13 protein-coding genes are annotated in these 18857 nt (G+C 71.3%); 10 read left to right on the top strand and 3 right to left on the bottom strand.

What is annotated here, in order from left to right; genetic code table 11:
- Positions 1 to 4: 4 nt before the first annotated feature.
- Positions 5 to 1156 (bottom strand): uroporphyrinogen-III synthase, encoded by a 1152-nt coding sequence (locus BLS97_RS20320; RefSeq protein WP_090482765.1) that lies wholly within the window; start codon positions 1154 to 1156, stop codon positions 5 to 7.
- A gap of 73 nt (positions 1157 to 1229) precedes the next feature.
- Positions 1230 to 1823, bottom strand: coding sequence for a GNAT family N-acetyltransferase (locus BLS97_RS20315; RefSeq protein WP_090479796.1), 594 nt, complete (start codon positions 1821 to 1823; stop codon positions 1230 to 1232).
- Between the two features lie 126 nt (positions 1824 to 1949).
- Between BLS97_RS20315 and BLS97_RS20310 the strand changes: the two genes are divergently transcribed.
- The 10 genes from BLS97_RS20310 to BLS97_RS20265 all read left to right on the top strand — a co-directional run bounded on the left by BLS97_RS20310 (position 1950) and on the right by BLS97_RS20265 (position 18586).
- Complete coding sequence (locus tag BLS97_RS20310; RefSeq protein ID WP_090479792.1) at positions 1950 to 4478, top strand: molybdopterin oxidoreductase family protein; 2529 nt, start codon at positions 1950 to 1952, stop codon at positions 4476 to 4478.
- On the top strand, positions 4478 to 7000 hold the full coding sequence (nirB, locus tag BLS97_RS20305; protein WP_090479787.1) for a nitrite reductase large subunit NirB: 2523 nt from the start codon (positions 4478 to 4480) through the stop codon (positions 6998 to 7000). Before BLS97_RS20310 ends, nirB begins: the two co-directional genes overlap by 1 nt.
- The gene (locus BLS97_RS20300) at positions 6997 to 7320 is read left to right on the top strand and encodes a Rieske (2Fe-2S) protein (RefSeq protein WP_090479783.1); all 324 of its coding nucleotides are present in this window, start codon (positions 6997 to 6999) and stop codon (positions 7318 to 7320) included. The genes nirB and BLS97_RS20300 overlap by 4 nt, the downstream gene beginning before the upstream one ends.
- Positions 7317 to 8702: an MFS transporter gene (locus BLS97_RS20295; protein WP_090479781.1), complete on the top strand. Its 1386-nt coding sequence runs from the start codon at positions 7317 to 7319 to the stop codon at positions 8700 to 8702. The genes BLS97_RS20300 and BLS97_RS20295 overlap by 4 nt, the downstream gene beginning before the upstream one ends.
- Before the next feature lie 5 nt (positions 8703 to 8707).
- The gene (locus BLS97_RS20290; protein WP_090479778.1) at positions 8708 to 9178 is read left to right on the top strand and encodes a precorrin-2 dehydrogenase/sirohydrochlorin ferrochelatase family protein; all 471 of its coding nucleotides are present in this window, start codon (positions 8708 to 8710) and stop codon (positions 9176 to 9178) included.
- A 117-nt stretch (positions 9179 to 9295) separates the two neighbouring features.
- A complete protein-coding gene (locus BLS97_RS20285) occupies positions 9296 to 12139 on the top strand; it encodes an FtsK/SpoIIIE family DNA translocase (RefSeq protein WP_090482762.1) in 2844 nt (947 codons plus the stop codon).
- Between the two features lie 79 nt (positions 12140 to 12218).
- Entirely contained in the window at positions 12219 to 13811 is a 1593-nt protein-coding gene (locus BLS97_RS20280; RefSeq protein ID WP_157695578.1) for a S53 family peptidase, read from the top strand.
- A 196-nt stretch (positions 13812 to 14007) separates the two neighbouring features.
- The gene (locus BLS97_RS20275) at positions 14008 to 15033 is read left to right on the top strand and encodes a 3-oxoacyl-ACP synthase III (RefSeq protein ID WP_090479775.1); all 1026 of its coding nucleotides are present in this window, start codon (positions 14008 to 14010) and stop codon (positions 15031 to 15033) included.
- Positions 15030 to 17603 carry an alpha/beta fold hydrolase gene (locus BLS97_RS20270; RefSeq protein ID WP_231988220.1) on the top strand — a complete coding sequence of 858 codons (2574 nt, stop codon included), beginning with the start codon at positions 15030 to 15032 and terminating at the stop codon, positions 17601 to 17603. The genes BLS97_RS20275 and BLS97_RS20270 overlap by 4 nt, the downstream gene beginning before the upstream one ends.
- The gene (locus BLS97_RS20265) at positions 17600 to 18586 is read left to right on the top strand and encodes an NAD-dependent epimerase/dehydratase family protein (protein ID WP_090479772.1); all 987 of its coding nucleotides are present in this window, start codon (positions 17600 to 17602) and stop codon (positions 18584 to 18586) included. Before BLS97_RS20270 ends, BLS97_RS20265 begins: the two co-directional genes overlap by 4 nt.
- Here BLS97_RS20265 and BLS97_RS20260 read toward each other — a convergent pair.
- Positions 18570 to 18803 carry a hypothetical protein gene (locus BLS97_RS20260; RefSeq protein WP_090479769.1) on the bottom strand — a complete coding sequence of 78 codons (234 nt, stop codon included), beginning with the start codon at positions 18801 to 18803 and terminating at the stop codon, positions 18570 to 18572. The two genes, BLS97_RS20265 and BLS97_RS20260, sit on opposite strands and share 17 nt — an antisense overlap.
- Positions 18804 to 18857: the final 54 nt, after the last annotated feature.

The following is an 18857-nucleotide window of genomic DNA, read 5'->3' as shown; positions in this document are numbered from 1 at the left end:
CGCGTCAGTAGCGGTTGTCGTCGGTGAAGGTGGGGTCGTAGGCGATCCGGTAGCCCCGCTTGACCAGGGTCTGGATGATCTTCGGGTTGCCCAGCGCCGTGCGGAGGCGGGCGATGGCGACCTCGACCGCATGCTCGTCGGCGCTGGTCCCCGGCAGCAGGCTGACCAGATCGGCCCGCTTGACGACCTGCCCCGGATGTTCGGTGAGCTTGTGGAGCAGGGCCATTCCGGTGGGTGGCAGGGCCACGTACCGGCCGTCGACCACCACGCCCTGCCCCCGCACCTGGAGCTGGCGCCCGGCCGCCGCCAGCTGCTTGGACAGGCGCCGCGGCAACTGATCGGCCGTCTCCCGCACCAGAGCGCCGAGCCGGGCCCGTTCCGGCTGGATCACCGGAACGCCGGACCGGTCCAGCGGGGCGGCGGTGACCGGACCGACCGCGATGGCCATGACGTCCCGCTGCATGGCCTCGATGAGCTCGGCCTCCAGGCCCAACCCCCGCGCACAGAGCAGGTACGACGCCGCGGCCGGCGCGCTGGTGAAGGTGACCGCGTCGACGGTGCGATCGACGACGGCCCGGCACAGGCGCTCCAGGGGCGCCGGGTCGGTCGGTGGCCGCCAGCGGTAGACCTGCACCTCGATCACCGTCGCCCCGGCCGCGGCCAGCGCCTCGGCGACGTCGGGCAGCGGTTCGCCGTGCTGCTGGATCGCCACCCGCCGGCCCTGCAGGTCCATCTCGAGCAGTCGTTCCAGCACCTCGGTCGACGACTCCGAGGCCGGTGACCACTCTCCGGACAGCCCGGCGGCCCGCATCGCCCCGCGGGCCTTCGGGCCCCGGGCCAGAAGGACGGCGCGGCCGAGGCAGTCCAGCAGGGCGTCGCCGAGCCCCCAGCCGTCGGCGGCCTCGATCCAGCCCCGGAATCCGATCCCGGTGGTGGCCACCACCACGTCCGGCGGGTGGGCCAGACAGTCCAGGGTCGTGTCGCGGAGCGCCTCGTCGTCCTCCACCTGGACGATCTGGATGGCCGGGCCGTACATCACCGTGGCCCCGCGGCGCTCAAGGGCGGCACCGAACTCCTCGCGGCGGCGGGCGGCCGTGATACCGATGGTGAAGCCGGCCAACGGGCCCACGTCAGGGGTGCGTTCGTCGTTGTCCACCGCTGCATCCTGACCGGCATCGATCACGTCGATGCGTCCGCTGTGTGAACGGCAGCGTCACGAGGCCGCCGGATCAGCGGTGCGCGGCCAGCCGGCGCCGCAACTCGCTGCGGATGGCCGGCCACTCGACGGCGATGATCGAGAAGACCAGGGTGTCCCGCAGCGTCCCGTCGCGGGCGATGCTGTGGCTGCGCAGCACTCCGTCCTGTTTCGCCCCGAGCCGGGCGATGGCCGCCCGGGACTGCTGGTTGAGCCAATGGGTGCGGAACTCGACGGCGATGCAGTCCAGCGTGTCGAACGCGTGGTGCAGCAGCAGCAGCTTGCTCTCGGTGTTGGTGCCGGTCCGCTGGGCCGAAGCCGCATTCCAGGTCGACCCGATCTCCACCCGCCGGTTGGCGGCATCGACGTTCATGAAGGTGGTCATGCCGATGATCGCACCGGTGTCGTTGCGGCGGGCGGTGAACGGCAGCATCACCCCTTCGGCCTGCAGATCCAGCCGCCGCGCGATCTCGGCGCCCATGTCCTCCGAGTGGGGAACCGAGGTGTACCAGAGGTTCCACAGCTCGCCGTCAGCGGCGGCGGCGGCCAGGCCGTCGACGTGGGCCGGGGCCAGGGGTTCGAGGGTGACGAGGTCGCCGGCGAGAGTGACCGGCTGCAGGAAGGTCATGGGCAAACCCTAGATTCACCCCGGGCGCGACCTCACAACCGGTCGGGCCGCGCTGTGCGGAGAACGGAACCGACCGGAAACTGCGGAGTCACCGGACGCTCGACTCGCCCTCCCACCATGGGGTCCATGTCCGCCACCCGCACCCATTGCCCGTACTGCTCTATGCAGTGCGGCGTGTCGGTGAACCTCCCGAGGACGGGCCCGCGGGCGGCGACCATCGAGCCGCAGGAGGACTTCCCGACCAATCGGGGCGGCCTGTGTTCCAAGGGCTGGACGGCGACCAGCCTGCTCGACCACCCGGATCGGTTGCTGACCCCGTTGGTCCGGTCCGTCCCGGGTGACCGCACCAGCGCCCTGGTGCCGGCCACCTGGCCGGAGGCCATCGGCGTCATCGTCACCGCCATCGAAGCGGCCCAGGGACACGGCCGGGACGCGGTCGGATGCTTCGGCGGCGGGGGCCTGACCAACGAGAAGGCCTACCAGCTGGGCAAGTTCGCCCGGGTCGCCCTGCGGAGTGCGGCCATCGACTACAACGGCCGGTTCTGCATGTCGTCGTCGGCCACGGCCGGGAACCGGGCCTTCGGCATCGACCGGGGGCTGCCGTTCCCGTTGTCCGACATCGCCGAGGCGAAGGCCGTCCTGCTGGTCGGGGGCAATCCGGCCGACACCATGCCGCCGGCCATGCAGTACTTCGACGCGGGCCGCGCGGCCGGGGCCGTGCACATCGTGGTCGATCCGCGACTGACGTCCACCGCCGCCGGCGCGGCGCTGCATCTCGCGCCCCGTCCGGGCACGGACCTGGCGCTGGCCAACGGCCTGCTGCACATCGCCATCCGGGACGGGGTGATCGATCACGACTACATCGCCGAGCGCACCAGCGGCTTCGACCAGGCCGCGGCCGCCGTCTCGTCCTTCTGGCCGGACCGGGTCGAGCGGATCACCGGCGTGCCGGTGGCGCAGCTCCGCCAGGTCGTCGCCCACCTGGCCGCGGCCGAGTCGGCGATGATCCTGACCGCTCGCGGCACCGAGCAGCACCGCAACGGCACCGACACCGCTCAGGCCTGGATCAACCTGGCCCTGGCCCTCGGGCTGCCCGGTCGGCCGGCCTCGGGCTACGGCACGATCACCGGCCAGGGCAACGGGCAGGGTGGCCGCGAGCACGGGCAGAAGGCCGATCAGCTGCCCGGCTACCGGAAGCTGGACGACCCGGCGGCCCGGGCCCACGTCGCCGCCGTCTGGGGCGTCGATCCCGAGGAACTGCCGCAGCCCGGGCTGTCGGCCTTCGAGATGATCGACCGCCTCGGCACCGCCGGCGGGGTGCGGGCGCTGCTGGTGTTCGCCTCCAACATCGTTGTCTCGGCCCCCGACGCCAACCGGGTCGCCGCTCGCCTCGCGGCGCTGGATTTCCTGATGGTGTCCGACATCTTCCTGTCCGAGACCGCGGCCATGGCCGACGTCGTGCTGCCGACCGCCCAGTGGGCCGAGGAGGAGGGCACCATGACGAACCTGGAGGGTCGGGTGCTGCACCGGCGGCGGGCGCTGCCGCCGCCCCCCGGGGTCCTGGACGATCTGCAGGCCCTCACCGCGATCGCGTCCGGACTCGGCCGGGGACAGTACTTCTCGGACGATCCGCGGACCGTCTTCGACGAGTTGCGGCGGGCCAGCGCCGGTGGGATCGCCGACTACGCCGGGATCACCTACGAGCGGATCGACGACGAGCAGGGGGTCTTCTGGCCCTGTCCGAGCACTGATCATCCGGGCACGCCGCGGCTCTTCGCGGACGCGTTCGGCACGCCGGACGGTCGCGCCCGGTTCCTGCCCACCGAGTACGCCGAGCCGTCCGAGGTGCCCAGCCGCGCGTTCCCCTTCGTGCTGACCACCGGCCGCACCATGGCCCAGTACCAGAGCGGTAACCAGACCCGCCGGATCCGGGCCCTGACCCACACCGGGCCGACCGTGCAGATGCACCCGGACCTGGCGCGGCGGATCGGGGTCGGTGCCGACGACATCGTGGCCGTGCTGACCCGCCGGGGGAGGGCCCACTTCCGGGCCCAGGTGGACGAGAAGATCCGCCGGGACACGCTTTTCGTGCCGTTCCACTGGGGCGGTGCGTCGAGCGCGAACGCCCTGACCGAGGCCGCCCTCGATCCGCACTCCCGGATGCCCGCGTTCAAGGTCTGCGCCGCCAATGCCGAACGCATCGGCGGCGCGGACGACGACCACCTGCTCACCACCCGCCCGGCCGCCCTCCCGAACCGACCGATCGTCCTGCCCACACCGGCCGACCCACAACCCGAGGACAACACCATGGCCAGCAAGAACCGTTTCCTGCAAGGCGTCTTCCGATTCCAGGGAGCCGGCCTCGACCAGCCGATGCCGCTCGATCCGAGCCTGACCTACGTGGTCCCGGACGGCGCCCGGGCCCAGGCCCTCTACTTCCGCGGCGGCAACAGTGCCGACGAGCTGATCACCCTGGTGCTGATGAAGGACGGCGCCCCCGTGCGCTACTTCCCGATCGGCGCCAAGGGGGATGTGCACGTACCGCTCCGGGTGGTCGAGGACATCGAGTCCTCCTCGGCCGTCGAGCTTCGGCTGGCCGCAGCCGACGGGGTGAGCGGGACGGTCGTCATCGACCTCGGGTTGGTGGAGATCTGATGACCGCGACCCTGCCGCCGCGGACGGGGGTGCAGACCCGACGACTGGTCGTCATCGGGAACGGGATGGCCGGCGCCCGGGCGGTCGAGGAGATCCTGGAGCGGGCAACGCCCGGACAGTTCTCGATCACGATGTTCGGCGACGAGCCGTACGGCAACTACAACCGGATCATGCTCTCGCACGTGCTCTCGGGCGAGGAGAGCGACACCGACATCTTCCTCAACACCCTGAAGTGGTACCAGGACAACGACATCACCCTGCACGCCGGTTGCCGGGCCACCCGGATCGACCGGTTCGCCAAGCTGGTCCACGCCGTCGACGCGGGCGGGGTGCCGTCGGTGACGCCCTACGACGTGCTGATCATCGCCACCGGCAGTTCCTCGTTCATGCCGGCCATGGAGGGCCTGACCATCGGGGAGGAGGCCGACAGCCCCCGCAAACCCGGGGTGTTCGCCTTCCGGACCATCGACGACACCCGCGGCATGATCGAGTACGCCCAGCACGAACACCACCGCAGGGCCGTGGTCATCGGCGGCGGTCTGCTCGGCCTCGAGGCGGCCCGCGGGTTGCAGGCCTACGGGCTCCAGGTGGACGTCGTGCACGCCGGTCCGCACCTGATGAACGCCCAGGTCGGCCCGCAGGCCGGGGAGATCCTCCGGCAGAGCGTGGAGAAGCTGGGCATCGAGGTGCACCTCAAGGCCAGGACGACCGCCATCCTGGGCGAGGAGAAGGTGGAAGGGATCTGGCTGCTCGAGCACCCGAGGATCGAGTGCGACATGGTGGTGGTCGCGGCCGGGATCCGGCCCAACGTGCAACTCGCGGTGACCAGCGGGTTCACCGTCGAGCGGGCGATCGTCGTCGACGACCAGATGCGCACGGTGGACGACGATGACGTCTACGCCGTCGGGGAATGCGTGCAGCACCGCGGCGAGGTCTACGGGCTGGTTGCGCCGCTCTGGGAGCAGGCGGTCGTGCTGGCCGATCACCTCACCGGCAAGGACCGGCTGGCCGCGTACCACGGTTCCCGCACCGCCACCAAGCTCAAGGTGGCCGGCGTCGACGTCGCGTCCATGGGCCTGCAGGGCCCGGAGCGGGAGGGCGACGAGCACCTGGTGTTCTCCGAACCGAAGAAGGGGATCTACAAGTCCCTGGTCATCCGGGACGAGAAGCTCGTCGGGGCAACGGTTCTGGGGGACACCTCCAAGGTCGCCTTCCTGATGCAGGCGTTCGACCGGGGTCTGCCGCTGCCGGCCGAGCGGCTGGAGATGATGTTCGACCTCGGTACCCCGACGGCGCAGGTCGGACCGGCCGACCTGGACGACGACGCCCAGGTCTGCAACTGCAACGGCGTGACCAAGGCCGCGTTGGTGCACGCCGTGGAGGGCGGCTGCAAGTCGGTCGGCGCGGTGATGGACAAGACCAGGGCCGGCAAGGGGTGCGGATCCTGCAAGTCGCTGGTCTGCCAGATCGTGGAGTGGGCGGCCGGCGACGCCGTGCAGGTCGACCCGGCGGCCGCCTGGTACGTACCGGGTATCCCGATGGACAAGCCGGCCCTGATGGCCGCGATCCGGGAGCAGGAGCTGCGGTCGGTCTCCTCGGTCTTCGCGGCGCTGGCCCCGGACGGGGCCGAGGACGCCAAGTCGAAGATGGGTCTGGCCTCGCTGCTGAAGATGATGTGGGCCGAGCAGTACGTCGACGAACGGGACGCGCGGTTCATCAACGACCGGGTGCACGCCAACATCCAGCGCGACGGCACGTTCTCGGTGGTGCCGCAGATGCGCGGCGGGGTGACCTCGCCGGACCAGTTGCGCCGGATCGCCGACGTCGCCGAGAAGTACGACGTCAAACTGGTGAAACTGACCGGGGGACAACGGATCGACCTGCTCGGCGTGCGCAAGGAGGATCTGCCGGCGGTGTGGGCGGACCTGGACATGCCGTCCGGGTACGCGTACGCCAAGAGCTTCCGGACGGTGAAGACGTGTGTCGGCAGCGACTTCTGCCGATTCGGGGTCGGTGATTCGACCGCGCTCGGTATCGCCATCGAGACGAAGTTCCAGGGACTGGAATCGCCGGGAAAGCTCAAACTCGCCGTATCCGGTTGCCCCCGGAACTGCGCAGAGTCGTTGTGCAAGGACGTCGGCGTGGTGGCCATCGACGGCGGGCGGTGGGAGATCTACATCGGCGGCGCCGCCGGGGCCCACATCCGCAAGGGTGACCTGCTGGCCACGGTGGACGACCCGGCGGTCGTCATGACGTTGGTCGGGCGGTTCATGCAGTACTACCGGCAGAACGCGAAGTGGCTGGAGCGCACGTACGCCTTCGTCCCGCGGATCGGGCTGGATCGGATCCGGGCCATCGTGGTCGACGACAGCGACGGCATCGCCGCCGATCTCGATGCCGGCATCGAGGAAGCCGTTGCCGCCTACCGCGATCCGTGGAAGGAGGGAGGCGAGCCGGCCAGTGCCGGGCAGTTCCGGACCTCCCTTCCGCTCGAGGTCCTGCCCCGGGTGCCGGTCCGATGAGCACCCTTGGTCTCGGGTCGGTCGAGCAGATTCCCGTCGGGGAGGGGCGCGCGTTCGACGTGCAGGGTCGGCAGGTCGCCGTCTTCCGGCTGCGGGACGGGCGCGTGCGGGCACTGTCGGCCGTCTGCCCGCACCGCGGCGGCCCCATCGCCGACGGCCAGATCGACGGGGCCGTCGTGCTGTGCCCGTTGCATCTCAACGCGTTCGAACTCGACACCGGATGTTCGACCACCGGCCAGGCCGATCTGGACAGCTGGGCCGTGACCGTCGACGACGGCCAACTCATGATCCACCCGACACCGAAGGAGAGGGACCGATGAGTTCCACCACCGACACCACCGAAACGACCACGACCCGGCCGGACGGCCGGAGGACAGGGCGTCGCTGGATCACCGACTGGCGGCCGGAGGACCCGGCCTTCTGGGACAACGGGGGAGCCGGCGTCGCCCGGCGGAACCTGATCTTCTCCGTGCTGTCGGAGCACGTCGGCTTCTCGGTGTGGAGCCTGTGGTCGGTGCTGGTGCTGTTCCTCGGCCCGGCGTACCACATCGACCCGGCCGGAAAGTTCCTGCTGACCGCAGTGCCGACGCTGGTCGGAGCAGTGCTGCGGCTGCCCTACACGTTCGCCGTGGCCCGGTTCGGCGGACGCAACTTCACCATCTTCAGCGCCCTGCTCCTGCTGTTGCCGACGCTGTTCATCGCGGTCGTCCTGGAACCCGGGGTGTCGTACTCGACGCTGATCGTGGCGGCCGCGGTGGCCGGGGTCGGCGGCGGCAACTTCGCATCGTCGATGACCAACATCAATTCGTTCTACCCGCAGCGGCTCAAGGGATGGGCGCTCGGGCTGAACGCCGGCGGCGGAAACCTGGGAGTGGCCGTCGTCCAGCTCGTCGGGCTGCTGGTGCTGGCCACGGCCGGGGCCGCCCACCCGAAGGTGTTGGTGGCGATCTACATCCCGCTGATCGTGCTGGTCGCCCTCGGTTCCGCCCTGACCATGGACAACCTGGCGGTGGCGTCGAACGCGCAGGGCGCCATGCGGCGGGTCTGTCGCGACCGGCACACCTGGATCATCGCCCTGCTCTACATCGGCACCTTCGGATCGTTCATCGGGTTCGGCTTCGCCTTCGGGCAGGTGCTGCAGGTGCAGTTCAAGGGGACGTTCTCGACGCCGGTCAAGGCGGCCTACCTGACGTTCCTCGGACCGCTGCTCGGCTCGCTCGTCCGGCCCTACGGCGGCCGGCTGGCCGATCGGTTCGGCGGCGCCCGGGTCTCCTTCTACAACTTCATCGCCATGGCCCTCGGAGCCGGCCTCGTGCTGTTCGCGGCGATCGGGAAGTCGCTGCCGCTGTACCTGGTCGGGTTCGTACTCCTGTTCATCTTCTCCGGCCTCGGCAACGGCTCGGTCTACAAGATGATCCCGGCGATCTTCAAGGCCAAGGCGGCGACCCGGATCGCGGGCGGGGCCGACTTCGAGATCGAGGCCGCGGAGTCGCAACGTCTGTCCGGTGCCCTCATCGGGGTCGCCGGTGCCATCGGTGCGTTGGGTGGCGTGCTGGTCAACCTCGCCTTCCGGCAGTCGTTCCTGTCCACCGGGTCGGCCAACGCCGCCTACGTCGCGTTCATCGTCTTCTACGCGATCTGTTGCGCCGTGACCTACGCGGTCTACGTCCGCCGCGGTCCGCGGACCCTCGAAGGAGTCTGACCGGGATGGACGAGCCCGAGCTGCTGCCCCTGCATCTGGCGTTGTCCGGGCGCCGGGTGCTCGTGGTCGGCGGGGGAGCGGTGGCGGCGCGGAAGGTGATGACCTGCCTGCGCTCGGGAGCCGACGTCGTGGTGGTGGCGCCGTCGGTCGGGCAGCAGCTGGCCGGGCTGGCCGCCGCCGGCCGGATCCGGTGGCGGCGTCGCCCGTTCCGCCGCGGTGATCTGCGATCGGCCTGGTTGGTGTACACCGCCACCGGAGTGCCGGACGTGGACGCGCGGGTGGGGCGGGGGGCCGAGCGTCGACGACTGCTGTGCATCCGGGCCGACGACGGCCGGGCCGGAACCGCCCGGTCGGCGGCGGTACTGCGCCACCAGGGCCTGCTGATCGGGATCTCGAGCGCCGACCGGCCCGATCCCGCCCGGCTGGTCCGGGTGCGGGACGCCCTGGCCCGGGAACTGGACGGCGTCAGAACCTGACCCGGGCGCCTCGGCGACCGGCCGAACGCGCGGCGACGCCGGCGGCCCGGAGCCGGGGCCCCGGCGCTCGGTGTGGCAACTGGGACAGGAGTGACTCGAGCGACTACCGTGAAGGCCATGGCCGGAAAGACCTCTGCTTCACCGCGTCCTCGTTCGGGTGGCGAGGGCTCGCCGGCCACGCCACGGGCCAGAACGGCGGTCGGGAAGTCATCGACCGGGTCGGCGAAGTCCGCCGCCGGCAAACCGGCCGCCGCCAAGGCGGCAACGACCAAGGCCGGCAGCAAGCCCAGGACGACGACCGCCCGCACGCCCGCTCGCGCCACCGCGGCCAAGGGGGCCTCCGGCCGCACCGCCCAGTCGGCGGGTGCGCGCTCGTCGAACCGGGCCGCGGCCACCCGCCCGGGTCGCGCCGTTGCCCCGGCCCCGTCCCGGCCGTCGGTCCCGTCCCGAATCGGACGCGGACTCGGGCGCGGTATCGGCGCCGTCTGGCGTCTGCTCGCGAAGGGAGTCGGCAGCATGGTCAGAACGGTCGGACGCAGCGCCGTGGCGGCCCGCGACCTCGACGCCGCCCATCGGCGGGACGGACTCGCGCTCGGCCTGGTCGCGCTCGCGGTGATCTGCGCGATCGGTTCCTGGTTCCATGCCGCCGGCCCGGTCGGCCACGTCATCGACCTGTCGGTGGCCACCCTGTTCGGCGCGCCGGGCGTCATCCTGCCGGCCCTGCTGCTGGCCGGTGCGGTGGTGCTGATGCGCACGCAGGGGGATCGCGAACATCGCACCCGACGGATCCTCGGAGGGCTCTTCCTGACCCTGTCGGTCACCGGCACCTTCGAGGTCGTCCACTCGGCGTCGTTGCACGGCGCCGCTGATTCCGCGCAGGCCCGCCGATCGGCCGGGGGCGCCGCCGGTTGGCTCCTTGGCCGCCCCCTGGACGCGGGCGTCACCGCGGCACCGGCCGTGGTTCTGCTGGTCCTGCTCGGGATCTTCGGGTTGCTCCTTCTGACCGGCACGGCCATGCGTGACGTGCCGGCCGCGATCCGGGACGCCCTCGGGCGGATCCAGGGCGAACGCCGCGAGCCCGACGACGACCAGGCCTACGACTCCTACGACGATCCGTACGGCACCGGCGACGAGTTCGTCGACGGTGACCTGGCCGACGACTACCGGGTCGGCGGATCGGTGGCGCTGGACGAGAACGTCGATCTGGCCGCGACCACCCGCCTCCGCCGCCCTTCGAAGCGACGTCAGGCGGCGGACGCCGAGCACACCGCGGCGATCCTTCCGGCCTTCGAACCGGTCACCGCGCCCCTACCCGCCGCCGGGCCGGTCCTGCCGACCGATGATGCCCAGCCCACCGAAGTCCTCCCGGCCCGCCTGCGGCCCCGGGTGATCAAACCGGCGGTGGAGGAGACGCCGGCTCCGGCGTCGGTGGCCGAGCCCACCCAGTTGACCCTCGACACCGCGATCGACGGGACCTACCAGCTGCCGCCGACCAGCATCCTGAAACTGGGTGCCCCGCCGAAGCTGCAGACGGCGGCGAACAACGAGGTCATCGAGCGAATCTCCCGGGTGCTGGCCGAGTTCAAGATCGACGCCGCCGTGACCGGCTTCACCCGCGGCCCGACGGTGACCCGGTACGAGGTCGAGGTCGGACCGGGCGTCAAGGTCGAGGCCATCACCCGCCTCACCCGGAACATCGCCTACGCGGTGGCGTCCGAGCACGTCCGGTTGCTGGCGCCCATCCCGGGCAAGTCGGCCGTCGGCATCGAGGTGCCCAACATCGACCGGGAGATGGTCCGGCTGGGTGACGTGCTCGCCGCGCCGGAGTCCCGCAAGGACCAGCACCCCCTGGTCATCGGGCTCGGCAAGGACGTCGAGGGCGGCTTCGTCACGGCCAACCTGGCCAAGACGCCTCACCTGCTGGTGGCCGGGGCCACCGGATCGGGCAAGTCCTCGTTCGTGAACTCGATGCTGGTGTCCCTGCTGCAGCGGGCCAGTCCGGCCGAGGTCCGGATGGTCCTGATCGACCCCAAGATGGTCGAACTCACGCCGTACGAGGGCATTCCCCACCTGATCACCCCGATCATCACCAACCCGAAGAAGGCCGCCGCGGCCCTGGCCTGGCTCGTCGAGGAGATGGAGCAGCGGTACACCGACATGCTGGCCCACGGGGTGCGGCACGTCGACGACTTCAACAAGAAGGTCAGATCCGGCCAGATCACCGCCCCGCCCGGTTCTGAGCGGGTGTACCGGCCGTATCCCTACATCCTGGGCATCATCGACGAGCTGGCCGACCTGATGATGACGGCGCCCCGCGACGTCGAGGATGCGATCGTCCGGATCACCCAGAAGGCCAGAGCGGCCGGTATCCACCTGGTGCTGGCCACACAGCGCCCGTCGGTGGATGTGGTCACCGGGCTGATCAAGACGAACGTGCCGTCCCGGTTGGCCTTCGCCACCTCCTCGCTCACCGATTCCCGGGTCATCCTGGACCAGCCGGGGGCCGAGAAGCTCTCCGGCATGGGTGACGGCCTCTACCTGCCGATGGGGGTGCGCAACGCCATCCGGATCCAGGGCGCCTACGTCAGCGACGAGGAGATCGCCGAGGTGGTGGCGTTCGCCAAGACGCAAGCCGAGCCGGAGTACGCGGAGAACGTCACCGTGCCCAAGCCGGACCCGTCGAAGAACGTCGACCCGGACATCGGCGGCGACCTGGACGAACTGATCGAGGCCATCAATCTGGTGGTCACCTCGCAGCTGGGCTCGACCTCGATGCTGCAGCGGAAGCTGCGGGTCGGCTTCGCCAAGGCCGGTCGCCTGATGGACCTGATGGAGACCCGCGGGATCGTCGGCCCGTCGGAGGGGTCGAAGGCCCGCGAGGTGCTGGTCAAGACGGACGAGTTGGACTCCATCCTGATGACGTTGACCGGTGGCACCGAAGGCGTTCCGGACGAGATCTGAGCCGGGTGCGGCCCGCGGGGCGGGAGCCTGCCATCGGCTCGTCCGTGACACCGTCGGTGGTCGGGAGCATTCTTGGTCCATGAGCGAAGACGAGGCCGCGGCCACTCCCGAAGCTGTTCACCGGCACACCCTCCCCGGCAGCGAGCGCGCCCCGCTCCCGGGCGCCGAGAAGGTCGCCGACCTGTCCGGTGAGGAGCAGATCCAGGTCACCCTGGTGCTGCGTCGCCGGGCTGAACTGCCGGAGGATCTGCCCGGTCCGCTGAGCCGGGACGAGTTGGCCGAACGCTATGGCGCCGATCCGGCCGACATCGAGGCGGTCACCCGGACCGTCCGCGCGGCCGGGGGGCGGGTGGTGTCGGCCGACCCGGCGTCCCGGCGAGTGCTGGTCGGCGGGTCGGCGTCAATTCTCCAGACTCTGTTCGGCACCAGGCTGGAGGTGGCCACGGCTCCCGACCGGTTGTCCGGCCGCGAGGTCCGCTACCGCGCGCGGGAGGGGACCCTGAGCGTTCCGGGTGACCTGCAGGGCGTGGTGACGGCCGTCCTCGGCCTGGACGATCGACCGCAGGCTCGGGCGCGATTGCAGTCGGCGCGGGCCGAGGCGGTGTCGGTCAGCTACACCCCTCCGGAGCTGGGCAAGGTCTACCGGTTCCCGGTTGGCACGGACGGCAGCGGGCAGCGTGTCGCCATCATCGAACTCGGAGGCGGCTTCGCCCAGAGCGACCTGGACGCCTACTTCTCCGGGCTCGGCCTGTCCGGTCCGAAGGTCACGGCCGTCGGGGTCGACGGTGCGGACAACCAGCCCGGCGGCGATCCGAACGGCGCCGACGGCGAGGTGCTCCTGGACATCGAGGTGGTCGGGGCGCTGGCCCCGGGCGCCACCGTGCTGGTGTACTTCGCGCCCAACACCGACGCCGGCTTCCTCGACGCGGTGTCCGACGCCGCGCACGCCCAGCCGGCCCCGGCCGCGATCAGCATCAGCTGGGGCCAGAGCGAGGACGGGTGGACCGGGCAGGCCCGCCAGGCGATGGACGCGGCGTTCGCCGACGCCGCCGCCCTCGGGGTGACCGTCACCGCGGCCGCCGGCGACGACGGCAGCACCGATCGCGCCACCGACCAGAAGGCGCACTGCGACTTCCCGGCGTCCAGCCCGCATGCCCTGGCCTGCGGGGGGACCAGCCTGCAGGCCGACCCGGCCGACGGCTCGGTGACCAGCGAGGTGGTCTGGAACAACGGGACCGGCCGGGGAGCGACCGGGGGCGGGGTCAGTGACACGTTCCCGTTGCCCAGCTGGCAGCGCGGCGCCGGGGTACCGGCCCGGGCCGGCGGGCAGATCGGCCGCGGCGTTCCCGACGTGTCCGGCGATGCCGACCCGCGGACCGGGTACGACGTGCTGATCGACGGCACCCGCACGGTGATCGGCGGGACGAGTGCCGTGGCCCCGCTGTGGGCCGCCCTCACGGCCCGGCTGGTGCAGGCCCTTGGCCGGCCGCTCGGGCAGATGCAGCCGGTGCTCTACGCCGGGGTCGCGGCCGGTGTGGTACAGCCCGGCTTCCGGGACATCGTCACCGGCAGCAACGGCCAGTACCAGGCCGGGGCGGGGTGGGACGCTTGCACCGGCCTGGGAGTTCCGGACGGCGACGCCCTTCTGGCGGTGCTGCGCGGCCACGCCTAACCAGCGGGGGCGTCATCGAAACCGGTGACACGTATCGAATCCGGGCGGATCGGCGATAGCTACATCACATCGGCCGGCCCGCCCGGGGCGACCGGCGCTGGTAACTTGAGTGGTTGGCAAGGGTGACATCTTCAGGACCCGCTCTGATCGCTCGCGGTCACGGATCGAATTCTGTGGAACCGCGAGGAAGGCTTACATGGGCGAGAACGCCATTCACCGTTTCAGCAACACCGTAGTGCTCTCGGTCTGCGCGATCGAGGCGCCCCAAGTGATCACCTCCGACGAGATCGACCGTCGGCTCGAGGCCGTCTACGAGCGGGTGGGCCTGCGGGCCGGGATGATCCAACGGCTGGCCGGTATCGAGGAACGTCGCTGGTGGGACCGGGGCACCACGTTCGCCGACGGCGCCGCGATGGCCGGGGCCAAGGCCATGGCCGAGGCGGGCGTCCAGCCGCGGGACGTCGGTCTGATGATCAACACCTCGGTCAGCCGGGCCCACCTGGAACCGTCGACCGCGGCCGGTGTGCACGACGCACTGAACCTGCCGCCGTCGTGCCTGAACCTGGACATCACCAACGCCTGCCTGGGATTCGTCAACGGGATGCAGATGGCGGCCGCCATGATCGAGTCCGGGCAGATCGAGTACGCGCTGGTGGTCAACGGTGAGGACGCCCGCGGCATCCACGAATCCACCATCAGCCGGCTGCACACCGACGGCAGCGACGCCAAGCAGGTCTTCAGCCAGTTTGCGTCGCTGACCCTCGGGTCCGGAGCCGCGGCGATGGTGCTCGGGCGGGCCGACCAGCATCCGGCCGGCCACCGCTACGTCGGCGGCGCCACCCGGGCCAGCACGTCCCACCACGACCTGTGCGTCGGCGACATGGACGACATGCGGACCGACAGCACGGGCCTGATGAACGCCGGTCTGGAACTCACCAAGGGACTCTGGGCCGAGTCGGCCGCCGACTTCGGCTGGGACACCGGCATGGACTGCTACGTCATGCACCAGGTCAGCAACGTGCACACCCGGGCCATCATCAACCTCCTCGACCTGGACCCGGCGAAGATCCCGCTGACCTTCCCGGTCCGGGGGAATCTCGGGCCGGCGGCCATCCCGTTCACGCTGGCCGGGGTCAGTGCCGAACTGAGCGAGGGGGACCGGGTGTTGCTGATGGGCATCGGCTCGGGTCTCAACGCCTCCCTGTCCGAGATCATCTGGTGACACCCAGATCCACGGCCGCCTCCACGCCACCGACCGGACTGCCCGGTCTGAACCCGTCGTGGTCCCGGTTGGTGCCGGTCGTGGACGCCAAGGGCATCCGGCGCACCTGGCACGTGCTGGACACGTGGGCCGGACGGGAGGACAGGACCAGTCCGGAGCTGACCCTGCTGTGCCTGCACGGCAACCCGACCTGGAGCTATCTCTGGCGTGGGTTGCTGGCCCGCGCCCCCGCGCAGTGGCGGGTGGTGGCGCCGGACCACCTGGGCATGGGGTACTCCGAGCGCCCGTCCCGGCCGCGAGTTCTGTCCGACCGAGTCGACGACCTGAACCGGCTCACCGACGCGTTGTCGATCGACGGGCCGGTGGTCACGGTGGCCCACGACTGGGGCGGGATCCTGTCCATGGGATGGGCCGCCGAGCACCGCGAGCAACTCCGGGGCGTCGTCCTGACCAACACGGCCGTCCACCTCCCGGCCGACGAGCGCGGTCCGCTGCTGGTCCGCCTGGCCCACGTCCCCGTGCTGAACCGGCTGGCCGTCCGATGGACCCCGCTGTTCGTCCGGACGACCACCTCACTGACCTGGCCGCGGCCGCCCCGTCCGGTCCGGAACGCTTTTGCGGCACCGTATTCCACGCCGGCGCGCCGGGCCGCGGTGGCCGACTTCGTCCGCGACGTGCCGTTCGCGCCGGGTCATCCGAGCCACGCCGCGGTGGACCGGATCGCGGCCGAGATGACCACGTTCGACGTGCCGGCCCTGTTGTTGTGGGGACCCCGTGACCCGGTCTTCGGTGATCTGTTCCTCCGGGACGTCCAGACGCGTCTGCCCCGCGCGGTCCTGCAGAGGTACGAGACGGCCAGCCACCTCCTGCCCGAGGACGCCCCCGGTTACGCCGACGCCGTCGTCGACTGGGTCACCGCGATCGAATCCCGGCCGGCCCCACCCACCCGGCGGCCGAGCGCGGACGATCAGGTGGCGCAAGGCATCTCGCCACTGGACGAGTTGGACCGTCGGGCGGACGACACCGAGATGGCGGTCACCGAAGTGGGCGGGGCGAGCCTCACCTGGGCCCAGCTGCACACCCGGGTCGGCGAACTCGGCGCCGGACTGGCCGCGGCCGGCGTCGGTCCCGGGACCCGCGTGGCGTTGATGGTGCCGCCGTCGATCGAACTGACCGTCGCGCTCTACTCGGTGTGGCGGGCCGGTGGCGTGATCGTGGTGGCCGACAAGGGCCTTGGCCTGCGCGGCATGGGCCGTGCACTGCGCGCGGCCCGGTTGGACGTTGTCATCGCCGAGCGTCCGGGGCTGCTGGCGGCCCGGCCGATGCGCCTGCCCGGCCGCCGCATCTCGGTCGGTCCGCTGTCCCCGGTGCTGCGGTCGGCCCTGCAGGTCGAGTACTCGTTCGGCGACCTGGAACGGATCGGCCGGACGGCTCCGGTCCCACCCGGGTCCGGGCCGGATGACGAGGCGGCGGTCTTGTTCACTTCCGGTGCCACCGGGCCGGCCAAGGGCGTGCTGTACCGGCAGCGTCAGGTGCGGGCCCAGCTGTCGCTGGTGCGTTCGGTCTACCGGTTGACCGCCGACGACCGCCTGGTCGCCGCGTTCGCCCCGTTCGCCCTGTTCGGACCGGCCCTCGGGATCCGGTCGGCGGTGCCCGACGTGGACGTGACCCGCCCGGGCACCCTGACCGCGGTCGCATTGGCCCAGGCCGCAATCGCGGTGGACGCGACCGTGGTCTTCGCCTCGCCCGCCGCGTTGAAGAACGTGCTGGCCACCGCATCCGCGCTCACCCCGCGACATCGGGTTGCGCTGGCCACGGTGCGGTTGGTGGCCAGCTTCGGGGCGCCGATCCCGGTACATCTGCTCCGTGACCTGGCCGCACTGCTGCCCGGTGCTTCGCTGCACACGCCGTACGGCATGACCGAGGCGTTTCCGCTGACCGACATCTCCCTGCCCGAGATCGAGGCCGCCGGCCCCGGAGACGGCGTCTGCGTGGGCCGGCCGCTTCCGGGCGTCGAGTTCGCGGTGGCCGAATTGGACGTTCTCGGGTCACCGGGCACGGATTTCACCGACCGGACCGGCCGCACCGGGGAGATCTGGGCCCGTTCCGGGCACATCCGTGATCGCTACGACGCGCAGTGGGTGCTCAACCGTGCCGCGCAGGCTCATCCCGGGTGGCACCGCACCGGCGATGTCGGATACCTGGACGAGAGCGGCCGACTGTGGATCCAGGGTCGTCTCCAGCACGTGATCAGTGCCCCCGGCGGCCCGGTGACCCCGGTCGGCATCGAGCAGCGCATCGAGGCGGCGCTGAAGGCCACCGGAGCCGACCGCGCGGCCGCGGTCGTCGGAGTGGGACCGGTCGGCTCTCAGCAGGTGGTCGCCGTGCTCACCGGGCCGGGCCGGGCCCTGGCCTCGACGGAATTGACCGACGCGGTCCGGGATGCGGCCGGCGCCCCGATCGCCGCCGTTCTGGTGAAACACCAACTCCCACTGGACATCCGGCACAACTCGAAGATCGACCGGGTCGCCGTCGCCGCTTGGGCCGACCGGGTGCTGGCCGGCGGATGAGGATCCTCGTCACCGGGGCCGGCGGCCTGATGGGGGCCGCGACCGCGCGTGCCCTGGCTGCCCGCGGGGACGATGTCACCGTCCTGCAGCGCCGGCCGGCCGGGTTGGACGTCCGTGAGATCCGCGGGGACATCGGCGATGTCGACGTCGTCCGCCAGGCGGTGCGCGGCCAGGACGTGGTGGTGCACGCCGCGGCCAAGGTGGACGTGTTCGGGCCCTGGGAGCAGTTCCGGCGGACCAACGTCGAGGGCACCCGCAACGTGCTGGACGCCTGCCGGGCCCTGGGCGTCGGGCGGTTGGTCAACGTCTCCTCACCGTCGGTCGCCCACGCCGGACGCGCGCTGGTCGGTGCCACGGCCGGTCCGGCCGACCCCGCATCGGCGCGCGGTTCCTACGCCCGGTCGAAGGCGATGGCCGAGCAATTGGCGCTGGCCGCCGACCACCCGGATCTGGCCGTGTTGTGTCTACGTCCGCATCTGGTGTGGGGCCCGGGGGACACCCAACTGATCGCACCCATCGTGGATCGGGCTCGGGCCCACCGCCTGCCGCTGATCGGCGACGGTACGGCGCTGATCGACACCACCTACCTGGACAACGCGGTCGATGCGCTGGTGGCAGCGGTCGACGTGTGCGGCCCGGTGCACGGGGAATCCCTGGTCGTGACCAACGGCGAGCCCCGGCCGGTGGGGGAGATCCTGCGCCGGGTGTGCGCCGCGTCCGGGGTACCGGGTCCCCGTGGACGGGTGCCGCTGACCGTGGCCGCCGGTGCGGGCGCCGCGATCGAAGGACTGTGGCGCCTCACCGGGCGTACCACGCGGCCGCCGATGACCCGCTTCCTGGCCGAGCAGCTCGGCACCGCGCACTGGTTCGACCAGCGACGCACCCGCGATGCATTGGGCTGGTCGCCGAAGGTGAGTCTGCAACGCGGTTTCGAACTGCTGGCCGCAGCCGATCGGGCCGGCAGCGTCACGGCCCGAGGATGATGTTCAGGCCTCCCAGAACCGGGATGACGACCCACATCACGAACACGACGAAGATGCTGATCCGGCCGATCACGTCGTCGACCTTGCCCATCCGCCCGGCCCGGACCCTGGCCTGGACACTCGGAATATGTCCGACCAGGGCCGGGGCCGCCCCGACGTCTCCGGGCCGGTAGCCATGCTCCGGACCGATGTCGTACCCCATGGTGATCGCGTTCATCTCACGACCTCACTCCACCCGAGAGGTCAACGATAACCCCGGGGCCGGCGGACC

Origin of the sequence: Nakamurella panacisegetis (assembly GCF_900104535.1) — a bacterium.
In the GTDB taxonomy this organism is placed as follows: Bacteria; Actinomycetota; Actinomycetes; order Mycobacteriales; family Nakamurellaceae; genus Nakamurella; species Nakamurella panacisegetis.
The sequence above is the reverse complement of the archived record's forward strand: the minus strand, read 5'-3'. Positions and strand labels throughout refer to the sequence as shown.